General features: G+C 42.5%; 30 protein-coding genes and 1 riboswitch. Of the genes, 19 read left to right on the top strand and 11 right to left on the bottom strand.

Going from position 1 to position 26,992, the window contains the following annotated elements; all coding sequences use genetic code 11:
• Nucleotides 1–87: 87 nt before the first annotated feature.
• A riboswitch (SAM riboswitch) is annotated at nucleotides 88–197 on the top strand.
• 170 nt (nucleotides 198–367) lie between these two features.
• The 4 genes from MHB67_RS17630 (at nucleotide 368) to MHB67_RS17615 (ending at nucleotide 4,789) form a co-directional block, all read left to right on the top strand.
• Entirely contained in the window at nucleotides 368–1,486 is a 1,119-nt protein-coding gene (locus tag MHB67_RS17630; RefSeq protein ID WP_041108337.1) for a sugar ABC transporter substrate-binding protein, read from the top strand.
• Between the two features lie 69 nt (nucleotides 1,487–1,555).
• Nucleotides 1,556–3,052, top strand: a complete 1,497-nt coding sequence (locus tag MHB67_RS17625) for a sugar ABC transporter ATP-binding protein (protein WP_342492678.1) — start codon at nucleotides 1,556–1,558, stop codon at nucleotides 3,050–3,052.
• A complete protein-coding gene (locus MHB67_RS17620; protein WP_151039687.1) occupies nucleotides 3,049–4,062 on the top strand; it encodes an ABC transporter permease in 1,014 nt (337 codons plus the stop codon). Before MHB67_RS17625 ends, MHB67_RS17620 begins: the two co-directional genes overlap by 4 nt.
• A 94-nt stretch (nucleotides 4,063–4,156) precedes the next feature.
• Nucleotides 4,157–4,789: a GTP pyrophosphokinase family protein gene (locus tag MHB67_RS17615; RefSeq protein WP_024423859.1), complete on the top strand. Its 633-nt coding sequence runs from the start codon at nucleotides 4,157–4,159 to the stop codon at nucleotides 4,787–4,789.
• A gap of 44 nt (nucleotides 4,790–4,833) precedes the next feature.
• Here the strand turns inward: MHB67_RS17615 and MHB67_RS17610 are convergent, their stop codons facing one another.
• Complete coding sequence (locus MHB67_RS17610) at nucleotides 4,834–4,974, bottom strand: hypothetical protein (protein ID WP_162860197.1); 141 nt, start codon at nucleotides 4,972–4,974, stop codon at nucleotides 4,834–4,836.
• 19 nt (nucleotides 4,975–4,993) lie between these two features.
• Nucleotides 4,994–6,079 (bottom strand): Rap family tetratricopeptide repeat protein, encoded by a 1,086-nt coding sequence (locus tag MHB67_RS17605; RefSeq protein WP_025093810.1) that lies wholly within the window; start codon nucleotides 6,077–6,079, stop codon nucleotides 4,994–4,996.
• Nucleotides 6,080–6,598: 519 nt separating this feature from the next.
• Here MHB67_RS17605 and MHB67_RS17600 point away from each other — a divergent pair.
• The 3 genes from MHB67_RS17600 (at nucleotide 6,599) to MHB67_RS17590 (ending at nucleotide 8,803) form a co-directional block, all read left to right on the top strand.
• The gene (locus MHB67_RS17600; protein ID WP_024423857.1) at nucleotides 6,599–7,363 is read left to right on the top strand and encodes a transporter substrate-binding domain-containing protein; all 765 of its coding nucleotides are present in this window, start codon (nucleotides 6,599–6,601) and stop codon (nucleotides 7,361–7,363) included.
• A gap of 70 nt (nucleotides 7,364–7,433) precedes the next feature.
• Nucleotides 7,434–8,078, top strand: coding sequence for an amino acid ABC transporter permease (locus MHB67_RS17595; RefSeq protein WP_024423856.1), 645 nt, complete (start codon nucleotides 7,434–7,436; stop codon nucleotides 8,076–8,078).
• Entirely contained in the window at nucleotides 8,075–8,803 is a 729-nt protein-coding gene (locus MHB67_RS17590) for an amino acid ABC transporter ATP-binding protein (RefSeq protein WP_103131778.1), read from the top strand. The genes MHB67_RS17595 and MHB67_RS17590 overlap by 4 nt, the downstream gene beginning before the upstream one ends.
• A gap of 87 nt (nucleotides 8,804–8,890) precedes the next feature.
• Here the strand turns inward: MHB67_RS17590 and MHB67_RS17585 are convergent, their stop codons facing one another.
• Complete coding sequence (locus MHB67_RS17585) at nucleotides 8,891–9,274, bottom strand: VOC family protein (protein ID WP_024423854.1); 384 nt, start codon at nucleotides 9,272–9,274, stop codon at nucleotides 8,891–8,893.
• Between the two features lie 118 nt (nucleotides 9,275–9,392).
• On the opposite strand from MHB67_RS17585, the gene MHB67_RS17580 reads away from it, so the two are divergent.
• Nucleotides 9,393–10,574, top strand: a complete 1,182-nt coding sequence (locus tag MHB67_RS17580) for a class I SAM-dependent rRNA methyltransferase (RefSeq protein WP_073207871.1) — start codon at nucleotides 9,393–9,395, stop codon at nucleotides 10,572–10,574.
• Nucleotides 10,575–10,608: 34 nt separating this feature from the next.
• On the opposite strand, the gene MHB67_RS17575 is transcribed toward MHB67_RS17580, so the two are convergent.
• On the bottom strand, nucleotides 10,609–11,289 hold the full coding sequence (locus MHB67_RS17575; protein ID WP_342492677.1) for a CidB/LrgB family autolysis modulator: 681 nt from the start codon (nucleotides 11,287–11,289) through the stop codon (nucleotides 10,609–10,611).
• Nucleotides 11,283–11,666, bottom strand: a complete 384-nt coding sequence (locus MHB67_RS17570; RefSeq protein ID WP_024423851.1) for a CidA/LrgA family holin-like protein — start codon at nucleotides 11,664–11,666, stop codon at nucleotides 11,283–11,285. The genes MHB67_RS17575 and MHB67_RS17570 overlap by 7 nt, the downstream gene beginning before the upstream one ends.
• A 165-nt stretch (nucleotides 11,667–11,831) precedes the next feature.
• On the opposite strand from MHB67_RS17570, the gene MHB67_RS17565 reads away from it, so the two are divergent.
• The 4 genes from MHB67_RS17565 (at nucleotide 11,832) to MHB67_RS17550 (ending at nucleotide 14,726) form a co-directional block, all read left to right on the top strand.
• Entirely contained in the window at nucleotides 11,832–12,719 is an 888-nt protein-coding gene (locus tag MHB67_RS17565) for a LysR family transcriptional regulator (protein ID WP_073207865.1), read from the top strand.
• A 17-nt stretch (nucleotides 12,720–12,736) separates the two neighbouring features.
• Nucleotides 12,737–13,561: a hydroxyethylthiazole kinase gene (gene thiM / locus MHB67_RS17560; protein WP_234107440.1), complete on the top strand. Its 825-nt coding sequence runs from the start codon at nucleotides 12,737–12,739 to the stop codon at nucleotides 13,559–13,561.
• Nucleotides 13,548–14,216 carry a thiamine phosphate synthase gene (thiE, locus tag MHB67_RS17555; protein WP_234107439.1) on the top strand — a complete coding sequence of 223 codons (669 nt, stop codon included), beginning with the start codon at nucleotides 13,548–13,550 and terminating at the stop codon, nucleotides 14,214–14,216. The genes thiM and thiE overlap by 14 nt, the downstream gene beginning before the upstream one ends.
• A gap of 135 nt (nucleotides 14,217–14,351) precedes the next feature.
• Nucleotides 14,352–14,726: a nuclear transport factor 2 family protein gene (locus MHB67_RS17550; RefSeq protein ID WP_025093816.1), complete on the top strand. Its 375-nt coding sequence runs from the start codon at nucleotides 14,352–14,354 to the stop codon at nucleotides 14,724–14,726.
• Between the two features lie 27 nt (nucleotides 14,727–14,753).
• On the opposite strand, the gene MHB67_RS17545 is transcribed toward MHB67_RS17550, so the two are convergent.
• The 5 genes from MHB67_RS17545 to MHB67_RS17525 all read right to left on the bottom strand — a co-directional run bounded on the left by MHB67_RS17545 (nucleotide 14,754) and on the right by MHB67_RS17525 (nucleotide 18,506).
• A complete protein-coding gene (locus tag MHB67_RS17545; protein WP_151039695.1) occupies nucleotides 14,754–16,295 on the bottom strand; it encodes a cation acetate symporter in 1,542 nt (513 codons plus the stop codon).
• On the bottom strand, nucleotides 16,292–16,606 hold the full coding sequence (locus MHB67_RS17540) for a DUF485 domain-containing protein (protein WP_024423845.1): 315 nt from the start codon (nucleotides 16,604–16,606) through the stop codon (nucleotides 16,292–16,294). The genes MHB67_RS17545 and MHB67_RS17540 overlap by 4 nt, the downstream gene beginning before the upstream one ends.
• 107 nt (nucleotides 16,607–16,713) lie before the next feature.
• Nucleotides 16,714–17,382, bottom strand: coding sequence for a glycosyltransferase family protein (locus MHB67_RS17535; RefSeq protein WP_024423844.1), 669 nt, complete (start codon nucleotides 17,380–17,382; stop codon nucleotides 16,714–16,716).
• Nucleotides 17,375–18,064 carry a class I SAM-dependent methyltransferase gene (locus MHB67_RS17530; protein ID WP_103131770.1) on the bottom strand — a complete coding sequence of 230 codons (690 nt, stop codon included), beginning with the start codon at nucleotides 18,062–18,064 and terminating at the stop codon, nucleotides 17,375–17,377. The genes MHB67_RS17535 and MHB67_RS17530 overlap by 8 nt, the downstream gene beginning before the upstream one ends.
• A gap of 301 nt (nucleotides 18,065–18,365) precedes the next feature.
• Entirely contained in the window at nucleotides 18,366–18,506 is a 141-nt protein-coding gene (locus tag MHB67_RS17525; protein WP_008345506.1) for an anti-repressor SinI family protein, read from the bottom strand.
• Nucleotides 18,507–18,962: 456 nt separating this feature from the next.
• On the opposite strand from MHB67_RS17525, the gene MHB67_RS17520 reads away from it, so the two are divergent.
• Together MHB67_RS17520 and MHB67_RS17515 are read left to right on the top strand one after the other, a co-directional pair.
• Nucleotides 18,963–19,346 (top strand): GtrA family protein, encoded by a 384-nt coding sequence (locus MHB67_RS17520; protein WP_012011676.1) that lies wholly within the window; start codon nucleotides 18,963–18,965, stop codon nucleotides 19,344–19,346.
• Between the two features lie 27 nt (nucleotides 19,347–19,373).
• A complete protein-coding gene (locus tag MHB67_RS17515) occupies nucleotides 19,374–19,631 on the top strand; it encodes a hypothetical protein (RefSeq protein ID WP_024423842.1) in 258 nt (85 codons plus the stop codon).
• A gap of 34 nt (nucleotides 19,632–19,665) precedes the next feature.
• Here MHB67_RS17515 and MHB67_RS17510 read toward each other — a convergent pair whose 3' ends face one another.
• Entirely contained in the window at nucleotides 19,666–20,511 is an 846-nt protein-coding gene (locus MHB67_RS17510; RefSeq protein ID WP_024423841.1) for an AraC family transcriptional regulator, read from the bottom strand.
• A 175-nt stretch (nucleotides 20,512–20,686) separates the two neighbouring features.
• Between MHB67_RS17510 and MHB67_RS17505 the strand changes: the two genes are divergently transcribed.
• The 5 genes from MHB67_RS17505 (at nucleotide 20,687) to qoxA (ending at nucleotide 26,982) form a co-directional block, all read left to right on the top strand.
• On the top strand, nucleotides 20,687–21,874 hold the full coding sequence (locus MHB67_RS17505) for a galactokinase (RefSeq protein ID WP_134817534.1): 1,188 nt from the start codon (nucleotides 20,687–20,689) through the stop codon (nucleotides 21,872–21,874).
• Nucleotides 21,874–22,866: a UDP-glucose 4-epimerase GalE gene (gene galE, locus MHB67_RS17500; RefSeq protein WP_212047987.1), complete on the top strand. Its 993-nt coding sequence runs from the start codon at nucleotides 21,874–21,876 to the stop codon at nucleotides 22,864–22,866. The genes MHB67_RS17505 and galE overlap by 1 nt, the downstream gene beginning before the upstream one ends.
• Nucleotides 22,867–22,901: 35 nt before the next feature.
• Entirely contained in the window at nucleotides 22,902–24,413 is a 1,512-nt protein-coding gene (galT, locus tag MHB67_RS17495; RefSeq protein ID WP_342492676.1) for a UDP-glucose--hexose-1-phosphate uridylyltransferase, read from the top strand.
• Between the two features lie 12 nt (nucleotides 24,414–24,425).
• Nucleotides 24,426–25,508 (top strand): aminopeptidase P family N-terminal domain-containing protein, encoded by a 1,083-nt coding sequence (locus MHB67_RS17490; RefSeq protein WP_342492675.1) that lies wholly within the window; start codon nucleotides 24,426–24,428, stop codon nucleotides 25,506–25,508.
• A gap of 517 nt (nucleotides 25,509–26,025) precedes the next feature.
• Nucleotides 26,026–26,982 carry a cytochrome aa3 quinol oxidase subunit II gene (gene qoxA / locus MHB67_RS17485; protein ID WP_087977856.1) on the top strand — a complete coding sequence of 319 codons (957 nt, stop codon included), beginning with the start codon at nucleotides 26,026–26,028 and terminating at the stop codon, nucleotides 26,980–26,982.
• The last annotated feature ends 10 nt before the right edge of the window (nucleotides 26,983–26,992 follow it).

Raw genomic sequence — 26,992 nt, 5'->3', positions numbered from 1 at the left:
GAAGTTTTCAAAAAAGTCATTGACATTGATGTGACATCACATTAAAGTAAAGAAGACATTTCAACGAAAACAAATTTCATAACGGATCTCTTATCAAGAGAGGCAGAGGGACTGGCCCTATGACGCCCGGCAACCGTTTCTATTTTAGAAATTGGTGCTAATTCCTGCAAAGCTGTTACAGCTTTGACAGATAAGAGAGGAAGACTTCCCGATACATGTTTCATGCAACGGTGATCAAGCCTCTCTTTCCAAGAGAGGCTTTTTTTCGTCTCTTTTTCGAATCAAATGCCTGTTTTACAGGCGTATTTCCACTTTTATACCTAGTTTTCCGATGTGAAAAATAAAAACAACTTGAGGAGGAACAGCAATGAAGCGTAAGCATTTTACATCATTTCTTGTTTTATTAACGGCATTGACCGTCCTATTAACAGGCTGCGGCACCGGATCAAGTGCAGGCTCAAAGGCAAATACGAACGAAAAGGTTTCCTTTGACAATGTACCGAAGCGATTTGCAAAGGGACAGGGGGCAAAAATTAAAGTCATCCGCAAAATTGGAGGAGACGATCATACAGCTCAATTTTTAGCGGGGACCAAGGCAGAAGGTGAGGCACTTGGCTTTAAGGTAGATGTCTACACAGCAAATGGAGATACAGCGAAGTTCCATGATGCCATCTCTCAGGCGCTTGAAGAAAATTATGATGGCTTTATCATCTCTCACGGGGACGACGAGGCAACAGTCGCTGATGTGAAAAAGATCACAGCGAAAGGCATTCCAGTTGTAGCATTTGATTCGAATCCTAAGCTGAAGGACATCAAAGGGGTCACAGTGACGTCTCAAGATGACGAACAATTAGCGAAAAAATCATTAGACGCGCTCGTGTCTGATTTTAAAGGAAAAGCAAATATTGCATACCTGTGGGTAGATGGATTCCCGCCAATGGTGAGACGAAATAAGGTCTATCAAGAAACGCTTAAACAACATTCAGGGATCAAGGAGCTTGACCGCTTTGGTATTGCCTCCTCTGATACGTCTGTTCAAACGCAAAATGCAGTAGCAGCCATGCTGAATAAGTATCCAAAGGGCAAGCTGGACGCTATTTTTGCCACATGGGATGCCTTTGCCATTGGGGCAGCAAGAGCGTTAAAGGAAGCAGGAAGAACAGAAGTAAAGATTTATGGGATTGATGTGTCAAATGCGGATCTTCAAGAAATGACGGCGAAGGACAGTCCGTGGAAGTATACAGCAGCGGTTGATCCGAAGCTCATCGGTGCAGTCGACGTGAGGATTCTTGCGAAGAAAATAGCTGGTGAGAAAACACCATCTTCCTATGACCTTGAGGCCTCTCTCATCTCGCAAAAGCAACTTCAGCAAGCAGGAAAAGCCATTAACATGGTCAATCTTGCAGACGAAGTGAAGGGATTCGGTTCATCGACTGCTTTTGAGGAAGATTGGATGAAGACTTTGAAGAAGCATTATACAAAATAAGCGACGTGCACTCTCTTTTCATAGAGGGTGTTTCGTTTTTCAGATGATATCAAGAGAAGGAGGACACCTATGACAGCGCCGCTTGTTCGTATGAAAAATATTTCAATTGAATTCCCAGGGGTCAAAGCGTTAGATCAAGTGAATTTCACATTAAAAAAAGGGACGGTCCATGCACTGATTGGAGCAAATGGTGCTGGGAAGTCAACGTTAATGAAGGTTCTTTCTGGCGCTCATTCCCACTTCGACGGGACCATCTACATCAATGGCCAGGCGGCATTCATTCAAACCCCAAAGGATGCATCCTCATATGGTGTGCAGACGGTCCACCAAGAAGTGGATACGGCGCTTGTTTCCTACTTAAGTGTTGGTGAGAATATGATGATGCATGAGATTGAGAAAAAAACATTTGTCAGCTGGAAAGAGCTGCATCGCAAGGCGGCTCAGCTATTAAAAGAAATGGACATCGACATTTCCACAAAACGACTTGTCAGCGATCTGACCCTTGCTGAAAAACAGATGGTGCTCATTGCCAAGGCTGTTTCCATTAAATGCAGCATTTTAATCTTAGATGAACCAACGGCTCCGCTTAGTCATGCAGAAACAAGCAAATTATTCTCAATGATTGATCGGTTGAAACAGAATGGGACGGGGATCGTGTTTATTTCTCACCGCATGCCTGAAATTTTCACCATCTGTGATGAACTGACTGTGATGCGAAATGGAACGGATGTCGCAGCTCACCTTGTCAAAGACATAAATCCGCAGCAGGTCATTGAAGAAATGCTAGGTGCACCATTAGAGGAGCAGTTCCCGTCTCGCAGGCCACTGAAAGATGCACCAATTGTGCTTGAAGTGAAAGAGCTAAACGATCAACATAAATTAAACAACATTCACTTTTATGTCAAAAAAGGAGAAATTCTCGGGATCGCAGGGCTTGTCGGTGCTGGTAAAACAGAATTGTGCAAAGCCCTTTTCGGTGCCTCAGAAAAAAAGACGGGGACCGTGCAGCTTCATGGTCAAACCATTCGCATCACATCGCCTCATCAAGCGGTGAGAGCTGGAATGGCTCTTGTGCCGGAAGAGCGGAGAAAAGAAGGGATTCTGACCGAAGAGAGCGTGGGGTGGAACTTAACGGCTGCAAGTCTTCACTCATTTTCACGGATATTCAGCTTCTTACATCGTTCGAAGGAAAAGCGGGAAGCAGGCGACATCGTCAAACGGCTTGGTGTCAAAACGCTGTCTCTTGAAGCAAAGGTGAAGCATCTATCTGGTGGAAATCAGCAGAAGGTTGCTATCGGAAAATGGCTGCTGGCTGAGGCAGATGTGTATCTCTTTGACGAACCAACCAAAGGTGTAGACGTTGGAGCGAAAAAAGATATTTTCACTTTGATTGCAGAGCTTGCCGCACGCGGAAAATCTGTCATTTATGCGTCGAGTGAGCTGTCAGAGATTGCAGGTATCGCTGACCGAGTATACGTGCTATATGATGGCAGCATTGCCCGGGAAATGACCGCACCGACGACTGAAGAGGAGCTTTTATATCATTCAACAGGAGGACAATCATGAGCGAACAACAAATTCCGGCCCCTGTGCAGCAAATCAAAAAACAGCGGCCATCCTTTCATCTGTTTGATTTCTTTTATCGATATGGCACAATCTTAACCATTGTCGTGTTGATTGTGGTATTTGCGGCATCGAATCCAGCGTTTTTGCAATCAGGAAATATCATCAATATTCTACGATCTATTTCGATAGTGACCATCATTGCGGTGGGCTTAACTATCTCATTGGCAGTAAACGGCTTTGATTTATCAGTTGGATCAGTCGCTACGCTATCAAATGCGATTGTCATTTCTATGTTCGTATGGTTCTCGCAAAACCCACTAATTGCAATCTTCTCTGCACTAGCGGCATCTATCATTGTTGGTTTGCTAAATGCATGGATGATCGTCAAAATGAAAATTCCAGATATGCTCATGACATTAGCCATGATGTTTATCATTCAAGGGCTGGCTCAAACGTATACGAAAGGGGCGACTATTTCTGAAAATATGGTGCTTCCCGATGGCACGTTCTCAACGGGGACGATTCCTGCCTTTTTCAGTAAAATTGGACAGGTGCCATATATCATTCTGATTATGGCTGCCATTGTACTATTTGCGCATGTTTTCATGTCCTACACAAAGCACGGCCGATTCATGTACATCATCGGTGGGAATAAGGAAGCGGCTCGATTGTCTGGCATACATGTGAACAAATACAAAATTGCGGCCTATCTGCTTTCTGCTTTATTTGCAGCGATCGGCGGTATCGTACTGGCTTCAAGGGTCATGACAGCAGAAATTAATGCGGGTGCACCATATTTAATGGATGGAGTAGCGGCTGCTTTTATCGGTTTTTCCGTCATGGGAGCAGGTAAGCCAAACGCATTTGGCACTTTTATCGGGGCTGTACTCATCGGTATTTTACAAAATGGGCTTGTGATGATGTCTGTCCCTTATTATGCAATGGATATTGTGAAAGGCTCTGTGCTGGCCCTTGCACTGGCGCTGACATATTACAAACAACGAGGCTAACTGCGTATTTTTTAAAACCATTCGAGTTCTCTCTCCGTCTAGTAAACGGAAAGCGGTGCAGCTGCCGTTTCCAAAAGGAGATGACAAAAAGAAAATGAATATGTCAGCAACTCATGTAGAAGATTTGAAAAATGTCATGGAAGACTGGAAAAATGAACTATTAGTATATAAATTTGCGTTAGATGAAATGGATACAAAGTTTTCAATTATCAGCCAGGAGTATAATTTAATCCATGGACACAACCCAATAGAGCATACAAAATCACGAATTAAATCCTTTGAAAGCATAGTGAATAAACTAGCAAGAAAAGGATGCGACATCACGACACAATGTGCGAAGGAGCATATCCATGATATCGCAGGTGTCCGCATCATCTGTTCTTTTATTCAAGATATCTATAACATTATGGATGTATTGAGGCAAAGAGAGGATTTAAAGATCCTTGAAGTGAAGGATTATATTCAATATCCGAAACCAAATGGCTACAGAAGCCTTCATTTAATTGTTGAGATACCAGTCTACTTAACAAATCGTGTGGAGCATGTGAAGGTTGAGATTCAGGTGCGGACCATTGCGATGGATTTTTGGGCGAGTCTAGAGCATAAAATCTATTATAAACTGCAAAACGATGTTCCTCATCAGCTGACTGATGAACTGAAGGAAGCCGCAGATATTGCCCATTACTTAGATGAAAAAATGCAGAATATTAAACGAGAAATTGATTAGCACATCAAAAAGCAGCTGTTTTGATCACAGCTGCTTTTTTCATATTAAGGGTTGGTTCCACGGTCTCTCTTTTGAATAATATCTTGAGATTGTGCTGATTGACTGTCTTTTTGAATGGAAGTACCAACAGAAACACCTGTTATCAAGAGGGTTAAAATCGCACTTGTGATGAGCCATTTCTTCATCATACATCACTCCATTTTCTTAACAAGTTTTCAAGGACAACGCCTTGTTTCTAAAATAAGAAGATTCTTCATGAAGCCCAAGATCCGTTAAGTAAGCTGCTGCATCCTGACAAATAGCTTCAAGGTCAACAAGGAAATTCATTGATTCTAATTGATCGCAATAAGCCTTGATTTGCTCAATCATGTTGTCTGGCTGAATCATAAGTGTTTCTAAAATGGATAATTTAAGTGAAATGTTTCGTTGTTTTAAATTTTCTGCTTTTTGAAGTGAAAGCTGTACATAATAGTGGAACAAACCTGGCTTTTTCAGCTTAAATAGTGCTTTTGTGTAGGCGTACATGGCAAGTAAATAGCCGCCTGGAGAAGAAGTTTCGAATGATTCTATCATTAAAGCCTTTTCTAGGAGTGGCACAGCTTCACTGTATTCATTTCTTAGACTTTTAATAAAGGCTGCATTGCAATAGGCATGTCCAAGTAAATCTGGATCATCCATCTGTTCTAGTGAATGAATGACTTCTTCGAACAGCGATTCTGCCTCATCATATTTCGACTGATCCGCATAATTCAAAGCAAGCATCATTTGACAGCTGATTGATTTTTTCACATAACATGGATCTGCGTCGTAAATAGATGAAGCCATCTTTAAGTGGTGGATGGAGAGAAGCGTGGACCTAATATTATAGTAAAGACACCCTGTTTTATAATGAAATTCAGCTTTTTCAATGTCATCGTGCACGAGATCTAATTTATCCTCGGCCAATTTTAAATGGTGAAATGCCGTATCCTGATTGCCTCTGCGCATTTCATACATCCCTTTAAAGAAATAGAAATAATAGCTGAGCATATCATCCGTACGGATGGCATTTTCATCAACAAAAAGACTATGATCTAACGAAGCTGTATCTTCTATTAGATCTTTAAAACGGTACTCTAGCAGTTGATAGTAAAGTAAGACGTCTTGATTTTCTTCCATTCGATCAAACGCTTGAAGAATGTCTTCTTTTAACTGGATAGCACCTTGTATCTCTCTTTTTTTCATCATGACATACCAATCATTGAGCATATTCGCTACATCAACGGACGACAAAACACCTGCTTCTGCCAATTCATATCCTCCTTTCTTCATCTATCAGTCACCGTTCTTCTGAATCCACTTCCCATATTCCAGTATCTTCTTATATTTTAAGCTCTCTCGTGCAGTTTGTAAAACATGTTTTTTGATGTAAATTCAACCATTAGTGAAAGAAATAGGGAGCCAGCGCTCTTTTTGTATACGCTTACATATTTTTAGGTAAAAAGAGGGTTTTGAAAAAAATATATTACAATATCAATAAAGAGAGGAAGCGAGTATTTGAGTTTGCCTTCGTATGCAAGGGAGAAACATCATTTATCAAGGCACTGCCTCGTTTTTTGTGAGATTATCTTACATCATAATTGTGAATGACTCTTCTTTTAGAATAAAATGAGTTATTCGCAAAAAAGTAAAATTTAAAGAGACTATTGATCTAGAATTGTATGGATCTTTGGTATTGATAAAAAATATCACACACTATAGCTTTAGCGTGGTATAGTATTATTGTTATTGCGAATATTTAGACAAAACTGACAATGGGGGTCGTGTTTTATGAAGAAATCGATGTTATTGATCATGGGACTAATTGTTGTGCTTGTCATGGCAGCCTGTGGATCAAAATCGGACAGTGGTTCGGGAGAAGGCAAAGGCACATATAAAATTGGGATAGATACAACTTATCCGCCATTTGAATTTGAAAAGGGCGGTAAATATGAAGGGATAGACGTTGATTTAATTAATGCAATCGCGAAAGACCAAGGTTTCAAAGTGAAGCTTGAAGCGATGGACTTCTCAGGCATCATTCCAGCGATGCAGGCAGGACAGCTTGATGTTGGAATGGGCGGAATGAGTATTACAGATGAGCGTAAGAAGAAAGTAGATTTTTCAGATCCTTACTTCGACGCTGGACTGACAGTTGTTGTGAAAAAGGACAGCAGCATCAAATCTATTAATGATTTAAAGGGGAAAAAGCTAGCTGTTAAAAACGGGACGACTGGTGCAAAATTCGCATCTGATAACGCTGATAAATATGGGTATGAAGTCGTTCAATTTAATGACAGCCCATCTATGTTCCAGGAAGTATCAAACGGAAACGCAGATGCCTTAATTGAGGATTATCCTGTCATTACGTATGCGATCGCACAACAAGATTTAAAATTGAAAACAGTTGGAGACCGCTTGAATGGAGACCAGTATGGTATCTCTGTCATGAAGGGGAAAAACCAAGACCTATTGAAGAAGATCAATAAAGGCCTTGAGAACCTAAAGAAAAACGGTGAATATGACAAAATTATTGATAAATATTTGAAGTCATAACACAAGCGAGGCGCGCTCCGAGCGCGCTTTCTTTATGTGTCAGCCGTATGTGAATTAGGGAGGGAGAAACATGGATACTATTATTAATGCATTTCCGTATTTAATGGATGGTTTGCAAACCACTTTATATATCTTTGTTGTTGCCATCATTTTAGGGTTTATCATCGGGTTAATTGTGGCATTATTCCGTCTGTCACCATTTAAAATCTTAAATTTCATCGCACTCGTTTTTGTGAATGCCATTCGAGGTACACCATTTATCGTACAGCTATTCTTCATTTATTTTGGTTTGAATACACTTGAATTCATTTCACTTGATCGAGTGCCTGCAGGAATTATTACAGTAGCGATTAATGCAGGGGCTTATTTCTCAGAAATTATTCGTGCAGGGATTCAGTCTATTGATAAAGGACAAACAGAAGCTGCGCGCTCTTTAGGCTTTACAGGGGGGCAAAACATGCGCTTTATCGTCCTTCCGCAGGCATTCCGCCGCATGCTCCCAGCGATTACAAACCAGGCCATCATCAGCTTGAAGGATACATCTCTCTTATCTATTATCGGGATTGCCGATATTATGCAGCGAGGCCAAGTTCAAGCATCGGCTACATTTGATCCTTTGAATGTCTGGCTCATTGTCGGTGTCATTTATTTCGTGATCATTTATTTACTTTCTCTACTGGCTAGCTACGCAGAAAGGAGATTTGATATCAAATGAGTATGATTACGGTGAAAAACTTAAAGAAATCTTTTGGCGATCACGAAGTGTTAAAGGATATTAATGCAGTCATCGAGGAAAAGGAAGTAGTGTGTGTCATTGGTCCTTCTGGATCAGGGAAAAGCACGTTTCTAAGATGCCTCAATAAATTAGAAGATATCACGGCTGGAGAAGTCGTTGTCCACGGACACACGATTACAGATCCAAAGGTGAATATCAATAAAGTACGACAAGAAGTAGGTATGGTGTTTCAGCATTTTAATTTATTCCCTCATAAAACCGTTTTAGAAAATATCACGATTGCACCGATCAAGGTAAAAGGCATCGAGAAGAAGGCAGCAGTCGAAAAAGCGTTAGACTTGCTTGAAAAAGTCGGCTTAAAAGACAAAGCCAAAAGCTACCCTAACCAATTATCTGGTGGACAAAAACAACGTGTCGCCATTGCGAGAGCGTTGGCAATGGATCCGAAAGTACTATTATTCGATGAGCCGACATCAGCTCTTGATCCTGAGGTCGTAGGGGATGTATTAGCTGTAATGAAACAATTAGCTGTCGAAGGCATGACAATGATTGTGGTCACACATGAAATGGGCTTTGCAAGAGAGGTGGGAGACCGTGTCATCTTTATGGATGGCGGATATATTGTCGAGGAAGACAAACCAGAAGCTCTCTTTGGAAACCCGCAGCATGAGCGTACAAAATCATTTCTTAGTAAGGTGTTATAAAAAAGAGTAAGGGCATGTATATGCTCTTACTCTTTTCTTTATGAATAAGTGGAAGATAGATTTAGCGGCCCCATTTCCTAGGAAATATTAGCGCTGGAAGAATTCGATCCACTCTTGGTCTGGCCCTCTGAAAAAGAAGTAGCAATATCCATTTGGTAATGTCGTGATTTCTTCATCAATTAATTCAATTTGCAGCTTTTGAATACGATTGAATTCAGCATGAATGTTGTCTGTTGTGAAGGCAAGATGATGGACCTTCCCTTCAGATGGCAGGTCACTGCTGTAGCCTTGGATGAGCTCAATTTCGGTTTCGGTTTCATCTTTAAAACCGAGAAATGCAAGCTCAATCACTCCATTTGTATGAGTGATACGGTCCTTTAATTTCATGCCCACCACTTTTTCATAAAAATCAATCGACTGATCGATATTCGAAACCATAATACCTGTATGATCTAAGCGTAATGTCGTCAAACGAAGTGCCTCCTCTATGTCATGTTGATATTTTTCTCCTCATCTTATCATAATAGAAGTAACGTATACATTCATATGGTAGGATAGAGAGAGTCAATTTAGGATAAGGATGACACAAATGAAAAAAATCTCATTAAAACAAACATTTGCGGAACAAGTGAAAAAAGGATATCCGCTCATTTCCAAAGATGCAGTATCGCATGTGAACGGTGTACGGGAAGGCGAGCTCATTGAATGGGTAGATGAGCGGGGCGCTTTTTTAGGAAAAGGGTATTATGGTGTACAAAATAAAGGAATCGGCTGGGTACTAACCTTTGATGCGAACGAAAAAATAGATCAAGCTTTCTTTGTCTCTAGGATTGAGCAGGCGGCGAAAAGCAGAACGCATTTATTTCGTGATGCACAGACGACTGCTTTCCGCGTCTTCAACGGAGAGGGTGATGGAATTGGCGGCGTCACAATTGATCATTATGACGGATTCTACCTCATCCAATGGTATAGCGAAGGAGTCTATACATTAAAGGAAGATGTATTGGCTGCACTTGAGCACGTGTATCCAGACTATAAAGGCATTTATGAAAAGAAACGATTTGATACGTCTGGACAGTATATAGAAGATGATGATTTTGTGAAGGGAGAGAAAGGTGAATTTCCTCTCATCGTGAAAGAAAACGGCATGAACGTGGCGGTTTACTTAAATGATGGCGCGATGACGGGTATTTTCCTTGATCAGCGTCATGTGAGAAAAGCGATCCGAGAGCGTTATGCAAAAGGAAAGACTGTGCTCAATACGTTTTCTTACACAGGTGCTTTCTCAGTGGCAGCTGCGCTTGGCGGGGCGAGCCGTACGACAAGTGTGGATGTTGCAAACCGCAGCTTGAAAAAAACATCTGAGCAGTTTGAAGTCAATGGTATTGATGTGGACGGGCAGGATATCAAAGTCATGGATGTCTTTAAATATTTTCCGTTTGCAGCGAAAAAAGGCTGGACCTATGATCTCGTCATCTTAGACCCGCCTTCCTTTGCACGAACGAAAAAGCACACATTCAGTGCGGCGAAGGATTATAAGAAGCTATTAAAAGAAGCCATCCAAATTACAGCTGAGAACGGCGTCATTGTGGCATCAACGAATAGCAGTGCATTTGGCATGAAGAAATTTAAAGGGTTTATTGCACAGGCTTTTAAAGAATCAGGGCAAACCTATCGGATACTTGAAGAATATACACTTCCTGAGGATTTCCGTACAACGAAGAATTATCCCGAAGGAAACTATTTAAAGGTTGTCTTCATACAAGCATAAGAAAAAGCCATTTCCGATAAGGAATGGCTTTTTTCTATAAGGCAAACGACATAAGGATAGGTGCTGCACATAATGTAATAATGGCTGAAATAATCATCGATACACTTGAGATCGTCCCTGAGACGGAGCTCATTTCAAAGGCCTTCGATGTTCCTGCACCGTGTGCACCTGTTCCAAGCAGGACGCCCATGGCAATGTCATTATTAATGCGGAAATAACGGATCACCATTGGACCGATAATCGACCCAAACAGTGCGGTTAAAATGACAAACACAGCCGTAACGGACGGCATGCCGCCGATCATTTCTGACACACTCATTGCTACAGGTGTTGTAACCGATCTTGGGACAAGGCTCTCAATAAGGCCTGTGTCCAGATGAAACAACTTGGCGATAAATGCCGTTGATAAGATCGCAATGACAGAGCCGCAAGCCACATTCAAAAGAATTTCCACTGCATGCTTCTTCAGGATATGAAAATACTTATATAAAGGAATGGCAAAAGCAACAGTCGCAGGCTGCAGCATATTCGTGAGCCATTTCCCGCCTTGATTATAAGCATCGTAAGGAATGTTGACGATTAACAGCAAGACGACAAGGACAAGCGGAGTCACAAGTAATGGGGAGACATAGACCTTCGGATGCCGTTTGTACACCGCTTTTGATCCGAGATATAAAAGAACTGTTAAAATCAGAAATAGTCCGCCAACTAACATAGTTTTTTCCGCTCCTTTCGTTTCGCAATCATTTGCGTCATGATACCAGTTGAGAGCATGACCACAAACGTACTAATTAAGACGACAAGAACAATACTTGTGCCAGATTGAGAAAGCAGTTTTCCATAATCAATGACACCAACTGCTGATGGAATAAAGAAAAGCAGCAGTTCTCCGAGCAGCCATACGGCGCCAAGTTCTATCCATTTTAATTGAATGATCTTAAAATGAAGTAATAAGAAAATGACAAGAATGCCTAAGATCGTGCCCGGAATTCTTAAATGCAAAAAGGCCGCCAGCACATTCATGAATTTCGCAAAAATAAACAAGGCCATAATCTGAAGGGCAGCAATCAGCGGCGTTTTGAGCAATTTCACTTTCTGTTCACTCCTTTTTCTATATAAATTGTTCAGTGTTTCACAAAAACATGACAACGTTCCAAGTGATGAGCTTACTTTAAAGTGTACAGCACGTTCAGTTATAGGTAAAATACATATATCGAATAGTAATTATTCCTTTTGTCTATAGGGAGGATGAATCAGGTGGACATCAGACATTTAACATATTTCTTAGAAGTGGCAAGGTTCAAGAGCTTCACGAAAGCATCGCAGTCCCTTTACGTATCGCAGCCGACCATTTCCAAGATGGTCAAAAACCTGGAGGATGAGCTGGGGGTGCAGTTATTTTACCGTAATGGCCGGCAGGTTGAAATGACAGATGCTGGCCAAACCATGTATACACAGGCGAGTGAAATCACGCAGTCATTTCAGAATTTAACGAATGAATTAAATGATTTAATGAATGTGAAAAAAGGGCATATTCGAATCGGACTGCCGCCGATGATTGGGTCAAGTTTCTTCCCGAATGTCATGGGGGAATTCCGCCAGCAATATCCAGATGTCACATTTCAATTGGTTGAGCACGGCTCCATTAAAGTAGAGGAAGGGGTCGAGGATGGGTCGCTTGATATTGGTGTCATTGTTCTGCCTGCAAATGATAAAATTTTTCATACGTACACCATTATTAAAGAGAACATGAAGCTCGTGACGCATCCATCCCATCCGATGGCTGGTCGTGAGGAGGTACATTTAGCTGATTTAAGGGAAGAGTCTTTTATTTTCTTTAGAGAAGATTTTGTTCTGCACAGCCGGATTTTGAATGAATGTATGAATGCGGGATTCCGGCCAAATGTCATTTATGAAACGTCTCAGTGGGATTTCATTAGTGAAATGGTAGCTGAAAACTTAGGGATTGGACTCCTGCCAGAACGAATCTGCCGTGATCTTGATCCTGAAAAGGTAAAGGTCATTTCCCTAAACCCGTCGATCCCGTGGCATTTAGGTGTCATTTGGCGTAAAGACCGCTATTTGTCGTTTGCGGCAAGAGAATGGTTAAAGCATACGAAGTCCTATGTGTGGGATGCAGAGTAAAAGGGAGGACGATACGGATGAAAACAAGCTGCGCGTCTCATTTATTGGAGAAGGTTCGAGAAAAAAATCCACTCGTTCATAATATCACCAATCAAGTCGTGACGAATTTTACAGCGAATGGACTGCTTGCTTTAGGTGCTTCGCCAGTCATGGCAAACGCCAAAGAAGAAGTGGCTGAAATGGCGCAATTAGCGGATGCACTTGTGCTTAATATTGGCACACTGACTAGAGAGACGGTGGAAGCTATGATACTCGCTGGACAAGCCGCCAATGAAAAAGGTGTACCTGTTTTGTTAGATCCTGTCGGCGTCGGTGCGACAACGTTTCGAGCGAATGCCGCTAAACAGCTGTTAAAGAAAGTGAAAATGACCGTTGTCAGAGGAAATGCTGCTGAAGTGGCTCATTTACTTGGAGTGAATGGCTGGGAGTCAAAAGGCGTTGATGCGAAAGCGGCGAATGGAGATGTATCGGCATTAGCCAAACAAGCGTCCATTGCACTTCAGACAATAGTGGTAATCACAGGAAAAATCGATGTGGTGTCAGATGGAGATGAGGTGCTGTCCATTCATAATGGACATGAATGGCTCACCAAGGTGACGGGAACCGGCTGTTTGCTGACGTCTGTCATTGGGGCATTTTGTGCAGCAGGTGAACAGCCGCTTCATGCGTCGGCCGCTGCATTGCTGTTTTATGGTGTCGCCGCTGAAAGGGCAGCTCTGAGCGCAAAGGATAAAGGACCGGGAACTTTTCAAATTGAATTGTTAAACGCACTATCACACACAACCGGAGATGAAGTGCTGAAGTTAGGGAAAATAGGGGGAGTTTCACATGACAAAGGCTGATCAACAGCAAATCAAACAGCAATTATCGGTTTATTTTATTATGGGCACAGCGAATACAAGCAGATTGCCGCTTGATGTTGTGAAAGAGGCCATTCAAGGCGGAATCACCATGTTTCAATTTCGTGAAAAGGGTGAAAAAGCCTTGCAGGGTGAAGAGAAGAAACAATTGGCTCGTCAAATTCAAGCGCTTTGCCAAGAAGCAAATGTTCCTTTTATTGTGAATGATGATGTACAGCTAGCGATTGATCTTGATGCAGATGGTGTTCATGTTGGACAGGAAGACACAAATGCAAAAGACGTCAGAGAAAGGATCGGGAATAAAATATTAGGCGTGTCGACGCATAACCTAGACGAAGTAAAACAAGCCATGAAGGACGGAGCAGATTATGTCGGGATGGGCCCAGTCTATCCAACGGAAACGAAAAAGGATACACGCAGTGTCCAGGGGGTGTCTTTGATCACTGAAGTCCGGCGTCATGGCCTTCAGATTCCGATTGTGGGTATCGGAGGGATCACATACGATAACGCTGCACCAGTGATACAAGCTGGGGCAGACGGTATAAGCATCATTAGCGCTATTAGCCAGAGCGCCGATCCAAAAAAAGCAGCAGAAGAGCTGAAATCACTTGTTGTAGCAGAAAAAGCATCCCTTTAACCTGATTGGAGACATGGATTGGATCAATTCATGTCTTTTCTTATGTCTGGAAAAATAGACAGGAGAGAAACAATTGTGTACAATCACATTAGTTTGATTATTTTCGAAATGACAGGTAAATAAAGGAGAATGAACATGGAAGTGCTCGATACGTATTTTCGCCGGTATGATGAAGCAGGAAAAGGGAAGGAGCAGCTGGATGAATTGCTGGCATTGTTTTCTGACGATGTCATGATTGTCTTAAATGGCGCCCAAAAGCCTGGAATCCAAGCGTTCACACAGTTTTTGAACACATTTTTCCACGTACATGATGACATTAAGCATATGTGGGATGGGTGGATGAAAAGAGAAGACGGAAAGTATGAAACAAACTGGGCCGTTTGCGGAAAGCTTTCGGATGGCCGTGTCTATACAGCAGAAGGAATTGATATCGCAGAGCTGGACGACCAAGGGAAGATCGTTTATTTAGAAAACGTTCCGAAAAACCCAGAGTTATTCCAGCGCTATTAAAAAGCCGGCTAAGCAGCCGGCTTTTCCTTATGAATCAGTATCCATATGCATGCCTGTATGTGCCTTTACTTGAATTTCTGTAAAGGTGTCTTCATCTGCTTTTTCAGAAGAGAATATCGTGCCTAAGTAGGCGGCAAGGAATCCGAGTGGAATCGAGATAATCCCAGGGTTCGACAGCGGGATGAGCGGCTCTCCTGTGAAGATGGCTGCTCCTGACGGGTCCCAGACGCTTGGGCTGAGCGAGACAATGATCAGTGCGCTCAGAAGGCCTGTTAAGCTTCCTGCGATGGCACCCGTAGAGTTAAATCGTTTCCAAAAAACAGTGAAGATAATCAAAGGTAAGTTCGCACTTGCCGCCACTGCGAAGGCAAGAGACACAAGAAAAGCGACGTTTAAGGACTGGGCAAATAATGCAAGAATGATAGAGAGGATCGCCACGCCGATTGAAGCAAAGCGCGCCGCCTTCACCTGCTCCCGTTCACTCGCTTTTCCTTTGCGGATAATCTGACTATAAAAATCATGCGCAAAGGCAGACGCGGCGGATAGGACGAGACCAGTTACCACCGCCAAAATAGTCGCAAAGGCAATAGCGGAAACAAAGGCAAATAACAAATCTCCTCCAAGAGCTTGGGCGAGCAGTGGAGCGGCCATATTCCCTGCTGCATCTGCTGCCGTGATCGCTTCTGTTCCAACAAAGGCAGCAGCGCCAAAGCCAAGGAAAACCGTCATTAAATAAAAAATCCCGATGATCCAAGTAGCAGAAAGAACCGATTTTCGCGCAGAAATCGCATCCTTTACTGTATAAAAACGGATCAAAATGTGCGGCAAACCTGCTGTTCCAAGCACTAAGGCGAGGTTAAGAGACAGGGTTTCTAAAGGCACATCATATTTATTTCCCGGGTGAAGAAACGATTCGCCGAGCGGGGTTGCAGTTTTCATCTGTTCAAACATCTTCAGCAGACTAAAATCAAACTTTGCAAACACAAGCAGAGAAATAATGAGCGTCCCAAGCATGAGAAGCACAGCTTTTGTGATCTGTACCCAGCTGGTCGCAATCATGCCGCCAAACACGACATAAATGGTCATCAGGACACCTACGATTAGCACCGCGATCCAGTAATCAATGCCAAGAAGCAGCTTGATTAATGCACCTGCTCCAACGAGCTGTGCAATCATATAAAAAGTGGAAACTGTAATGGTATTAAAGGCGGCAACCCCTCGGATGGCAGGGCGCTTAAATCGTGCAGCGATCATATCGGCCATCGTATATTTCCCCAGATTTCGAAGCGGTTCAGCCACAACGTAAAGAACGACAAGATACGCTACTAGAAAACCAATGCTATAGAAAAAGCCGTCAAATCCGTTTAACGCGATCATTCCAGCAATCCCTAAAAATGATGCAGCAGACATATAGTCTCCAGCAATGGCAAGGCCGTTTTGAAACCCAGTCAGACCTCCGCCTGCTGTGTAAAAATCACTCGCATTGCTTGTTTTTTTCGCAGCAAAATATGTGATGACCAATGTGAGCCCTACGATCGCTACGAACAAACTAAAAGCGGTCATGCTCATTCGTCATCACCTCTTGATTCAGTTTTTAAAGCGCTTACATAATTGTCGAACTTAGCTGCTTTTTTCGCATAAAGTCCACATAAAACCCAGGTCATGACAAATTGTGTGAGGGCGAATAACCAAGCCCATGAGATCGCGCCAATTGCCGGCGTGTTCAAAAAGGTGAAGTAGGATGTAGCAACTGGAAGTGAAAAGTAAAAGAGAAAAAAGAAAATCGTCATCGGTACGATAAATCTGCGTTTTTCCTCAAGAAGTTTTCGAAAATCCTCTGAAGCGGCAACCTTCTTATAATGAACTTTTTTGTCTGCCATTGTTTCCTCCTTTGTACGAATTAGGGACAAGGTACTCCAATGCATATGAGACGATCTGGCTGTTTATGACAGTATATCATAAAAAAGGCACCCGAAAAGGGTGCTTTCTATCGATAATTTGCAAGAAATGTTTGTCTCGCTTTTTCATATGTTTCTGCGTCAAAATGATCTCCGCATTTATGAATACACCAAGGCTCTTCTTGTTTTGCAATCCCAACTTCATAGCCCTTCTGAGTGAATTCAAAGGACTGCGAGACATCATAAAAATGAAAGCCGTCAAAGAGGTCCTCACGCCACCTCACATCGTATTGTGTTGCCATGAATAGACCATCAATGGCCGCAGCTTTGATATAATCTTGCGCTTCGGGCTGCTGACGGTCTCTTTCAAACGAAAGCAGCTGATAGGTGTCGTGACGATATTCAATGACTTTTCCCCTGCAATCAGAACTCTCCCACCAAATTCCATTGTCAGGCACGTTTTCTGCTCCAATCACGCCAACCATGCCAAGTGATGGATTTTGTAAAAAAAGCGGGATGAGTTCAAGCAGCATATGCTGTTTGACAATCAAGGTATCCTGATGAAGATAAATTTTAAACTGAGCTGGATGAGTGATGGCTTCATTGTATGCAGAGGTCATACTTGATGCATGTCTGATTGGTAAGACCTCCACATGGTATCCATGAGGAGCTGGAAGTGAAGCGAGCTGCCGGAAGCAAGCTTGAAACATCGATTCATCATTCACACATAAAACAAACAGAATCGTCGGATTACTCATGAAATGGAACCGCCTCGACCACATATTGATAGGCTGTAGCAGAATCGTGAAAATCAGAACGAATGCCGTGTTTCATGAGTAATTCATGTAGATCATTCAACACGCTTGCATAGGAAGGATGCTGTACGAGTATGGCCTCGAATTCACGAATGCGAAAACCCGCTGAATGAAAGAGTGCATGTATTTCGTGAAGGGTGAAGAAACGTAAATGTGTTTGATCCATTAACCCTGCATCTGTATAAGTAAATCTGCCGGCTAGTAATTCTAAAACCGTTGAAATGTGGCCGATATTTGGAATAGATGACAGGATGGCACCCTCTTTTTTAAGGAAGGGCTTCACCTTTTTTAAAACGGCCCAAGGGTCCAATAAATGCTCGAGGACGTCTCCGAAAATAATGCAGTCAAATTGTTCATGTTGATAAGGGAGAGCCATCTGTTCAATGTTTCCGCAGAGAACATGATCCAGCTCTTGTACCGCCTCTTTTGCTGCATCTTCAAATGACTCAATGCCATAAATGGTCCGGCCCTTTTGTTTCAGGACTTTTCCAAGCTTGCCTGTGCCGCATCCGATATCCAATAAAGACGTCCATTCCGCGCGAATACGGCTGACGATGACCGGGTTTACCCCATGATAATACTGATCCTTTTTTTGGTGATAATACGAAAGGGAATCTGAACTCACGCTCTACCCACCTTTCTGCTTTCTCGTTGTTTTCATGCTTAATATATGGGTGAGCAGCTTGGTTTTATAACGTGAGAAGGACAATTTTCATGAATGGCGGTTAAAAAGGGATCATATAAAGAACAGGAAATGGACTGTCCTCCTAATATAGAAAGACAGAACCCCATTGAGTGAAGGGATTGGTATGGAGAGGTGTTCAATTATTGTAGCGTATCGTCATGAAAGGATTTTCAAAAGGTCAATTGACAGGTCAGAACTTATAGCCAAAGCAGTCTGAAAGACAAAGGATAACGGCGTTGATTTACGGTTTGTTTATCATCTTCTGATCACCGTTGGATGTTAAAAAAGCTTGTATTTCTTCGATGCCTAGTCCAATTTTTTTCGCTTCCTGAATCAAATAAACCCACTCTTCGTCAACTCTTCTTTTCACTTGCGTATCCATAATATCCTCCAGTTCAATAAGACATATTCACTGCAACCAATGACTTGAACAAACCGTCTAGTAACTGTACGTGTGGTTGAAAACAGCGCAAAATAAATTTTTGTCGAAAAATGATGACATTTAACCTATTTTGTAAAATCTATCACCTACCACGTCCCTAAAAAAATGACTAAAAAACCCATAAATATTGAAATCTTACTTCTAATAATAAACAATTGTAAAGTCAGTTGAAAGATTATAAATTAAAATAATGATAAAGACCTAAAACATTTGACTCATATAAACCAATTGCGTTGACATTTGCCATCGAGTAGAACAAATTTCATCTTTACAGGACATACATATTGTTCGTTTGGGAAGTTCTTCTCAAGATGGTATTCTAAAAGAAACAGAAACCACCAAGAAGGAATGAAGAAAGACATGTATAGCCTTTTTCAAAAGTATCAAGAAGTTGTCATGTATCTTGTGATGGGTGTGTGTACAACCATTGTCAATATCGTCAGCTTCTATTTATTCGTTGAGATGTTTTCCATGGATTACAAAACAGCTACGGTTGTTTCATGGGTATTTGCTGTTCTCTTTGCTTATATCACCAATAAGAAGTATGTCTTCAAGCAAAAGGCTCGTGACACAAAAAGCCTCATGCGTGAGCTTTCTTCATTTTTTAGTGTCCGTCTCATGTCTCTAGGTGTAGATCTGGGGCTGATGATTTTATTTGTGAGCCAAATGGCGCTCAATGAAACCGTCGCAAAAATTCTCGTCAACTTTGTGATTGTGGTGGTCAATTATGTCGCCAGTAAGTGGTTCGTCTTCAAGAAAACAAAAGAAGATGCGATTTAACACATAAAAAAAGATAGGTGATGTAAAATGAGCAGCAGGCCAGACGACTTATATGATGCCATATATCAACAAACAGAAAAGCAGCATGAACAAGTGCTGAGGCTAGTCAAAGAAATGACCGCACATCCAGAAGCGTTTTCGGAACAAGAAAAGGAAAAGATCAACCGAATGGACATTGCGCTTCAAACGGCAACGGACATTTTAGAAAATTTAATGACCCCTGATACGCAAATGACCATTGTTTTAAGACAAGGGAGAATTCATGTTGACCTGTCAAAAGCGTAAAAGAAGCAGCCTATGATGCAGCGGCTGCTTTTTATTATGCATCGCTTGTTTCCCGCAGTTGCTTTGGAGACATGCCGATTTTCTTTCGAAAGACTTTATTCAAGTAATTCGCATTTCGGTAGCCGCACTGTATGGCGATTTCTTCAATCGAGTATTTCGTTGTTTTTAGTAATGTTTCCGCCTTTTCTAACCGGATATTGGTTAAGTAGTGAATAGGTGTGAAGCCAGTGGCCTTTTTGAATTCTCTCGTAAAATGACTTTTGGATAAACGTGCCGCAGCTGCCATATCGTCTGGGCCAATTTCCTCGTGAAAATGATGGCTGGCAAACAAGGCCGCTTGGACGATGGGCTCAGGCCATTTCTCCATTTGTCCCTCAAGCTTTGGCAAATATGAATACAGTTCCATGACAAATTGATAAGCAAGGCTAGACCCCTCAAATGGATTGGTAATCCGTCTTTCACTGGCTTCATCATAAATTTTCTTCAGCAGGCGGATCGGTTTGGAATGAGGATGAAAACGCATGACCTGCTTTCCTTGATCTATAAATTGGTCAAAGCAAAGATCGCAGGCTTCCCCATAAAGCGTCAAATAGAGAAATTCCCAATGCTCACTGTCCTCTGGAAAATAATATTGATAGGCACTAGGGCTTTTCACAAGAAAGGCCTGCCCCGGCAAGACTTTGAACCGCTTCTGTCCGATTTCAATCATGCCATGTCCAGACAGTGTGAGCTGAAAGATGCACTTGCCCTGATCCTTCCGCTCCACGCCATTCCAGCTGTATAACGAAGATGATTGAACCTCCCAGCCAACAGACCATATTTGTGCCGGCAATGTAACATCAGAATGGTGAAAACGAAATGCAAATGCTTCCTTCTTCAAATTGGAAAACCTCCTTCACAGCAAAAAACAACCTTTTTCTATTTTGAATCATGGTACACCTCATATCACATCGTACCATTCACAGCAAAAAAAGGGTATTTTTTAACGATTTTTTTACCATTGAACTGACGCAGTTCAGGCAACTAAAATAAGAGTATCAGAAGAGAAAAGGGGAATGGATATGATCGATATGTTACGCACGGCATTTCACCAGCAATTTGGGGATAGAGAAGAAGAACTTCGCTATTTTTTTGCCCCGGGAAGAGTGAACTTGATTGGTGAACATACAGATTACAATGGAGGTCATGTATTCCCTTGTGCGCTCACTCTCGGTACATATGCAGCATGTGCAAAGCGGACAGATGGCCGCGTGAGAATGTATTCCTTGAACTTTGATGGCGATGGTGTGAAAGAATTCGACCTTTTTGAAATCGCTTACTTAGAATCGGATGGCTGGGCGAATTATCCGAAGGGTGTGTTCCATCAGTTTATCGAAGCAGGGATGAAGATAGAAGAAGGCTTTGACATTGTATACGGCGGCAATATTCCCAATGGCGCAGGCCTGTCTTCCTCTGCCTCGATTGAGCTTGTCACCGCCGTCTTCATCAATGAATGGCATTCATTCGGCGTTTCAAATGCCCGTCTTGCCCTCCTTTCGCAGCGTGCAGAAAATGAATTTATTGGCGTCAATTGCGGCATCATGGATCAGTTTTCAATTGCTCTTGGAAAAGAAGATCACGCCATTTTGCTCAATTGCGATACCCTTGATTTTCAATACAGTCCGTTTCGGCAAGAGGGACTGGCGCTTGTCATTGCCAATACAAACAAAAAGCGGACACTGGCAGACTCCAAATACAATGAACGCCGGTCAGAGTGTCAATCAGCTTTAAACGATTTACGAAAAGAGATCGATCTTGCCCACTTATGTGAGCTCACGGCAGATGAATTTGCCGAACATGCCCATTTGATTCAGGATGAAACATGCCGCAAACGTGCAAGACACGTAGTGACAGAAAACGAGCGGACCATAAAAGCAGTCAAATTTCTGAAAGATGATAAAATGGGAGAAATAGGTGCGCTTATGAAGTCTTCTCATCTTTCTTTAAAGAATGATTATGAAGTGACTGGATTTGAACTAGATACACTTGCAGAAGCCGCTTGGCTCCATCCTGGAACGATTGGCTCTCGTATGACGGGCGCGGGTTTTGGCGGCTGCACGATCAGTATTGTGAAAGAAAAGCAGCTGGCATCATTTATAAAAGAAACGGGTGCGATTTATCAAGAGAAGACAGGCATTCAAGCCTCTTTTTACACAGCTGGAATTGGAGGCGGCGCAAGAGAACTTACGAAGGAGGAAGTATAATGACGATTTTAGTATGCGGGGGAGCAGGGTACATTGGCAGCCATGCAGTAGCGGCTCTTTTAGCGAAAGGTGAACAAGTGGTGGTAGTGGATAATTTGCAGACAGGCCACAAAGAAGCTGTTTTGGAGGGAGCTGTTTTAGAAGAGGGAGATTTACGAGATCAAGATTTTTTAAGACTGGTTTTCAAAACACATCAAATAGAAGCGGTGATGCACTTTGCCGCAGATTCACTTGTCGGCGAGAGTGTAACAGACCCGCTAAAGTACTATGACAACAACGTTGGAGGAGCGACAGCTTTACTTCAGGTGATGAATGAATTTGATGTGAAACACATCGTTTTCTCTTCAACCGCAGCTGCGTATGGTGAACCAAAGCGAGTGCCGATCGTTGAAACGGATGAGACGAATCCAACCAATCCTTATGGAGAAACGAAACTGGCCATTGAAAAAATGCTGAAGTGGTCTGAGCAGGCATATGGAATGAAATACGTTGTGCTTCGCTACTTTAATGTAGCTGGCGCTCATACAGAGGGACTTGTCGGAGAGGATCATCAGCCTGAGACACATCTCATTCCGATTATTCTGCAAGTGGCTTTAGGAAAACGAGATCAGATTATGATTTACGGTGATGATTATGAGACAGAGGATGGCACGTGTATTAGGGATTACATTCATGTCATGGATTTAGTAGACGCGCACATCTTAGCTGTTGATCGTCTGCGCGCTGGAAAAGGAAGTGCAACATATAACTTAGGGAATGGCACTGGTTTCTCCGTGAAGCAGGTAGTAGATGCTGTTAGAAACGTCACGGGGCATGCGATCCCAGCACAGGTGGCTGACAGACGCGCGGGAGATCCAGCAAAGCTGATTGCTTCTTCTGAAAAAGCGCTACAAGAATTAGGGTGGACACCTCAATATGCTGACCTTCACACCATCATTCAAAGTGCGTGGGATTGGTTTCAGAAGCATCCAGACGGCTACCAGAGTAAATAACGCATAACAGGCAGGCAAGAGAGGGGACAGAGAGAATGGCGGTTGATATTTTTGAAAAACTGGAACAGCTGATTCAATACGGGATCAATCAAGAGCTGATCACACGACTAGATATCGATTATACGAGAAATCGGCTGCTTGAGGTGCTTGGGCTGGATGAAGCTGAGCCAAGAACAGTCTCAGGGGAGGCGGAGCTTGAAGACATCTTAATGCCGATGCTGGATTGGGCAGCTGAGACTGGCCTTATCCCTGAGGGGACGGATACGTATCGCGATTTACTGGATGCGAAAATCATGGGATGCTTGGTGGCGCCTCCAAGTGTCATCTACGCAAAGTTTGAAGAGAAACGCCAGCATGAAGGGCCAGAGGCGGCTACAAGCTGGTTCTATGAAATGCAGCAGCACGCACACTATATTCATACAGGCAGAATCGCCAAAAATGTGCAGTGGTTTACACCAACAGATGATGGCGTGCTGGAGATCACAATTAATCTATCAAAGCCGGAAAAGGACCCAAAAGCAATCGCTGAAGCCAAAAAGCTTAGTCAAAAGCAATATCCTCTTTGTCTCCTTTGTAAAGAAAACGTTGGGTTTGGGGGGCGGATCAACCATCCAGCGAGACAGAATCACCGGATTATTCCTGTGACACTCACAGATGAATCTTGGTTTCTACAATTTTCACCTTATGTGTATTACAACGAGCACTGCATTGTGTTCAAAGGCGAACATGAGCCGATGAGCATCTCCAAAAAGACCTTTGAACGATTGCTTTCTTTCATATATATATACCCGCACTATTTCATCGGATCGAACGCCGACCTTCCGATTGTCGGGGGCAGTATATTAAGTCATGACCATTTTCAGGGCGGTGCGCATGAATTTCCGATGGCGAAAGCGGAGGTGGAAGAGGTCTTTTCTCTGAATGCCTTTCCGAATGTGAGGGCTGGCATTGTGAAATGGCCGATGTCTGTCATCCGGCTTCGAAGCAGTGACCGGCAGACGCTTGCAGACGCCGCAGACTTTATCTTAACCAAGTGGAAAATGTATTCAGATCAAGAAGTGGAGCTGCTGGCTCATACTGGAGAGACGCCGCATAATACCATTACACCCATTGCACGCCGCCATGGCGATGACTATGAATTAGATCTAGTGCTGCGCAATAATCGTACAAACAAGCGGCACCCGGATGGAATTTTCCACCCGCACGAAGAAGTCCATCATATTAAAAAAGAGAATATCGGATTAATTGAAGTGATGGGTCTTGCAGTTCTTCCTGGTAGATTAGCAGAGGAATTAAGCCAATTAAAAGAAGCGCTCTTATCCAAAAACCCCCTTGAAGAAATCAAAGCCCGCCCTGCTATCACGAAACACGAAACATGGGCAAAGCGTCTGCTTGAAGAGAACACCTTTACAGAGGACAATACAGAAGCCATTTTACAAAAAGAAGTCGGTATGATTTTTTCTCGTATTCTCTCACAGGCGGGTGTGTTTAAAAGAACCGAGCAAGGGAAAACAGCTTTTAAACGTTTCATTCATACACTCATATAGGCAGGTGATTAGATGATTGAACAAGTAAGAACATTAATGGAAGAAAAACAGCTCGACGGTGTCTTGATTCAAAAGCGTAATAACTTCTCCTGGCTGACAGGAGGAAGAAGAAATCACATCGTGTTAAATACACCAGAGGGCGTGTGCAAGCTGCTCGTGTTAAAAGACGACATCGTCCTCATTGTGAATCAAATGGAAGAAAAGCGGATCATTGAAGAAGAGATGGCGTATATCGATCACCCATTTCAAGTGGTAACGATGGACTGGTTTGAGGATGATACGGCACACATTCAAACACTCACAAAAGACAAACGGATCGGGTCAGACATTCAAATGGATGGATTCGAATGGATCGAGCCGGATTTGTCGCAAGTCCGATCCATTCTTTCTGCATCACAGCTCCGCCAATATGAAACGCTTTGTCATGAAACAGCAGTCATTGTAGAGAGTGTCTGTAAAGAAATCGTTCCAGGACAGACGGAGCACGAAATCGCTTCGCTTGCGGCTCAAAAAGCGATCGCGCAGGGAATGACGATAGAAGTACTGCTTGTGGCAACAGATGACCGAATTCATCAATACCGTCATCCAATTCCGACAGACAAAAAACTTCAAAAGCATGCGCTTGTTGTTCTTTGCGCTGAACGGCATGGACTCGTGGCGAATGTCACAAGGTCTGTTTACTTCGGTCAGCTTCCAAAGGAGCTTGAAGAGAACAAAGAGCGGCTTGCACGAATTGACACGGTCATGAATGCCGCCACGCGTCCTGGTAAGACATTGGAAGATGTATTGAAAGCAGGTATTGCCCAGTATGAAAAAGAGGGCTTCCCTGATAGCTGGAAAAAGCTTCATCAAGGGGGAAAAACGGGCTTTGTATCTAGAGAAATCATTGCAGTTCCCTCATCGAAGGAAGAAATTCAGCTGCAACAAGTGTTTACTTGGAACCCTTCATTGCCTGGATTGAAGTCAGAGGATACGATGGTCGTAGAGAAAGAGGGGAACCGCTTTTTAACCTATACAGGCAAGTGGACATACATTGACGTTGAGCATGAAGGGGACATCTGTAGACGCCCTGATATTTTAGTGAGAGAAGAATAACTGCAGAATGCCGGCGCTGAGCCGGTTTTTTGCTGGAAGTCATTTAGCGGGATTCCACATATTCATCATGATTGCCAATTCTTACACCGCATAGTCAGAGGATCGATACTTTCTTTTCTTGTCAACTTGCGTTAAAATAAGTAAGGTTTTTGTTGAATGTGGGGATACCTATTTTGAAATTGTTTACCTAGATAAAATTTCATTAAGTTAAATTGAAATTTGACCAAACTTTTTTATTGTGGTAAACCTAAATTTGACAAAGTTCTTGATTGTTTGTCCTTTGCCTTCAACTCTCAACTTTTCAAAATCCTAGAAATTTATTGTGTGTGCAATAATATAAATTTATGTCGAATTTATGACATTTTGAGAGAAATCTGTTGAAAAATAAATGAACTTTTGAAAAAAGGGAAGCTAACTCTAACAGATTTTGATAGCATTACAAAGGGAAGAAAAGTTTTCGAAGGCAGATGGCTTTTCACAATTATTCAGCAATTTATACATTATTTAAGGAAGGATGGTGATCTTCTTGTTCAGAGCCATTAAACCTATGCTTTTATTAGCGATGCTCGTGAGTGTTTTTGTATTAGGAGGTTGCAGCAATATCGCTGTTTTAGATCCTAAAGGACCAGTCGCAGCACAACAAAAAGACTTAATCCTTTTATCTATTGGATTCATGCTCTTTATCGTTGGTGCGGTATTTGTACTGTTTACCATCATTTTGGTTAAATACCGTGAGCGTAAGGACGTTGGAAACGCCTCTTATAACCCAGAAATACACGGGAATACGCTTCTAGAAGTTGTCTGGACAGTGATCCCAATATTAATCGTTGCTGCTCTTTCGATTCCAACTGTAAAAACAATTTACTCTTTGGAAGAGGCACCTCAAGCAACAAGCCATAAAGATCCACTTGTCGTTTATGCGACAGCTGTCGATTGGAAATGGATCTTCAGTTATCCAGAGGAAAATATTGAGACAGTGAACTACTTAAACATTCCAAAAGATCAGCCGGTTTTATTCAAAATCACTTCCGCTGATACAATGGCATCACTATGGATTCCTCAGCTAGGCGGGGAGAAGTATGCGATGGCTGGAATGGAAATGGAACAATATCTTCAAGCTGATGAAGTAGGCACATACCAAGGAAGAAACGCCAACTTCACAGGCGAGGGCTTTGCTCAGCAAAAATTCAAAGTCAATGCGATGACGCAGTCTGACTATGATAAATGGGTAAACAAAACGAAGAAAGAAGCACCAAAGTTAACGAAGAAAACGTATGACTACTTGATGCTTCCTGATGCTGCAGATGTGCAGACATTCTCATCAACACATTTATCCTTTGCGAAGCACGGAGAGGATTCTGAATATGCACTCCAAGCACGCAAACGTTTAGGTTATCAAGCAGTTTCTCCGCATTCCAAGACAGATCCTTTCGAGAATGTGAAGAACTATAAAAGAAAATTAGAAACAGAATAAACTGACTAAG

The sequence above is a fragment of the Bacillus sp. FSL H8-0516 genome (assembly GCF_038635285.1).
GTDB lineage: Bacteria > Bacillota > Bacilli > Bacillales > Bacillaceae > Bacillus > Bacillus safensis.
Note: the sequence above shows the minus strand (reverse complement) of the source record. Positions and strands in the feature narration are given on the sequence as shown.

Bases quoted from the DNA above. Each gene is read 5' to 3' on its own strand.
- MHB67_RS17630 (WP_041108337.1), top strand. From the start codon at position 368: ATGAAGCGTAAGCATTTTACATCATTTCTTGTTTTATTAACGGCATTG.
- MHB67_RS17625 (WP_342492678.1), top strand. From the start codon at position 1,556: ATGACAGCGCCGCTTGTTCGTATGAAAAATATTTCAATTGAATTCCCA.
- MHB67_RS17620 (WP_151039687.1), top strand. From the start codon at position 3,049: ATGAGCGAACAACAAATTCCGGCCCCTGTGCAGCAAATCAAAAAACAG.
- MHB67_RS17615 (WP_024423859.1), top strand. From the start codon at position 4,157: ATGAATATGTCAGCAACTCATGTAGAAGATTTGAAAAATGTCATGGAA.
- MHB67_RS17610 (WP_162860197.1), bottom strand. From the start codon at position 4,974: ATGAAGAAATGGCTCATCACAAGTGCGATTTTAACCCTCTTGATAACA.
- MHB67_RS17600 (WP_024423857.1), top strand. From the start codon at position 6,599: ATGAAGAAATCGATGTTATTGATCATGGGACTAATTGTTGTGCTTGTC.
- MHB67_RS17595 (WP_024423856.1), top strand. From the start codon at position 7,434: ATGGATACTATTATTAATGCATTTCCGTATTTAATGGATGGTTTGCAA.
- MHB67_RS17590 (WP_103131778.1), top strand. From the start codon at position 8,075: ATGAGTATGATTACGGTGAAAAACTTAAAGAAATCTTTTGGCGATCAC.
- MHB67_RS17580 (WP_073207871.1), top strand. From the start codon at position 9,393: ATGAAAAAAATCTCATTAAAACAAACATTTGCGGAACAAGTGAAAAAA.
- MHB67_RS17575 (WP_342492677.1), bottom strand. From the start codon at position 11,289: ATGTTAGTTGGCGGACTATTTCTGATTTTAACAGTTCTTTTATATCTC.
- thiM (WP_234107440.1), top strand. From the start codon at position 12,737: ATGAAAACAAGCTGCGCGTCTCATTTATTGGAGAAGGTTCGAGAAAAA.
- thiE (WP_234107439.1), top strand. From the start codon at position 13,548: ATGACAAAGGCTGATCAACAGCAAATCAAACAGCAATTATCGGTTTAT.
- MHB67_RS17550 (WP_025093816.1), top strand. From the start codon at position 14,352: ATGGAAGTGCTCGATACGTATTTTCGCCGGTATGATGAAGCAGGAAAA.
- MHB67_RS17545 (WP_151039695.1), bottom strand. From the start codon at position 16,295: ATGAGCATGACCGCTTTTAGTTTGTTCGTAGCGATCGTAGGGCTCACA.
- MHB67_RS17540 (WP_024423845.1), bottom strand. From the start codon at position 16,606: ATGGCAGACAAAAAAGTTCATTATAAGAAGGTTGCCGCTTCAGAGGAT.
- MHB67_RS17535 (WP_024423844.1), bottom strand. From the start codon at position 17,382: ATGAGTAATCCGACGATTCTGTTTGTTTTATGTGTGAATGATGAATCG.
- MHB67_RS17525 (WP_008345506.1), bottom strand. From the start codon at position 18,506: ATGGATACGCAAGTGAAAAGAAGAGTTGACGAAGAGTGGGTTTATTTG.
- MHB67_RS17520 (WP_012011676.1), top strand. From the start codon at position 18,963: ATGTATCTTGTGATGGGTGTGTGTACAACCATTGTCAATATCGTCAGC.
- MHB67_RS17515 (WP_024423842.1), top strand. From the start codon at position 19,374: ATGAGCAGCAGGCCAGACGACTTATATGATGCCATATATCAACAAACA.
- MHB67_RS17505 (WP_134817534.1), top strand. From the start codon at position 20,687: ATGGATATGATCGATATGTTACGCACGGCATTTCACCAGCAATTTGGG.
- galE (WP_212047987.1), top strand. From the start codon at position 21,874: ATGACGATTTTAGTATGCGGGGGAGCAGGGTACATTGGCAGCCATGCA.
- galT (WP_342492676.1), top strand. From the start codon at position 22,902: ATGGCGGTTGATATTTTTGAAAAACTGGAACAGCTGATTCAATACGGG.
- MHB67_RS17490 (WP_342492675.1), top strand. From the start codon at position 24,426: ATGATTGAACAAGTAAGAACATTAATGGAAGAAAAACAGCTCGACGGT.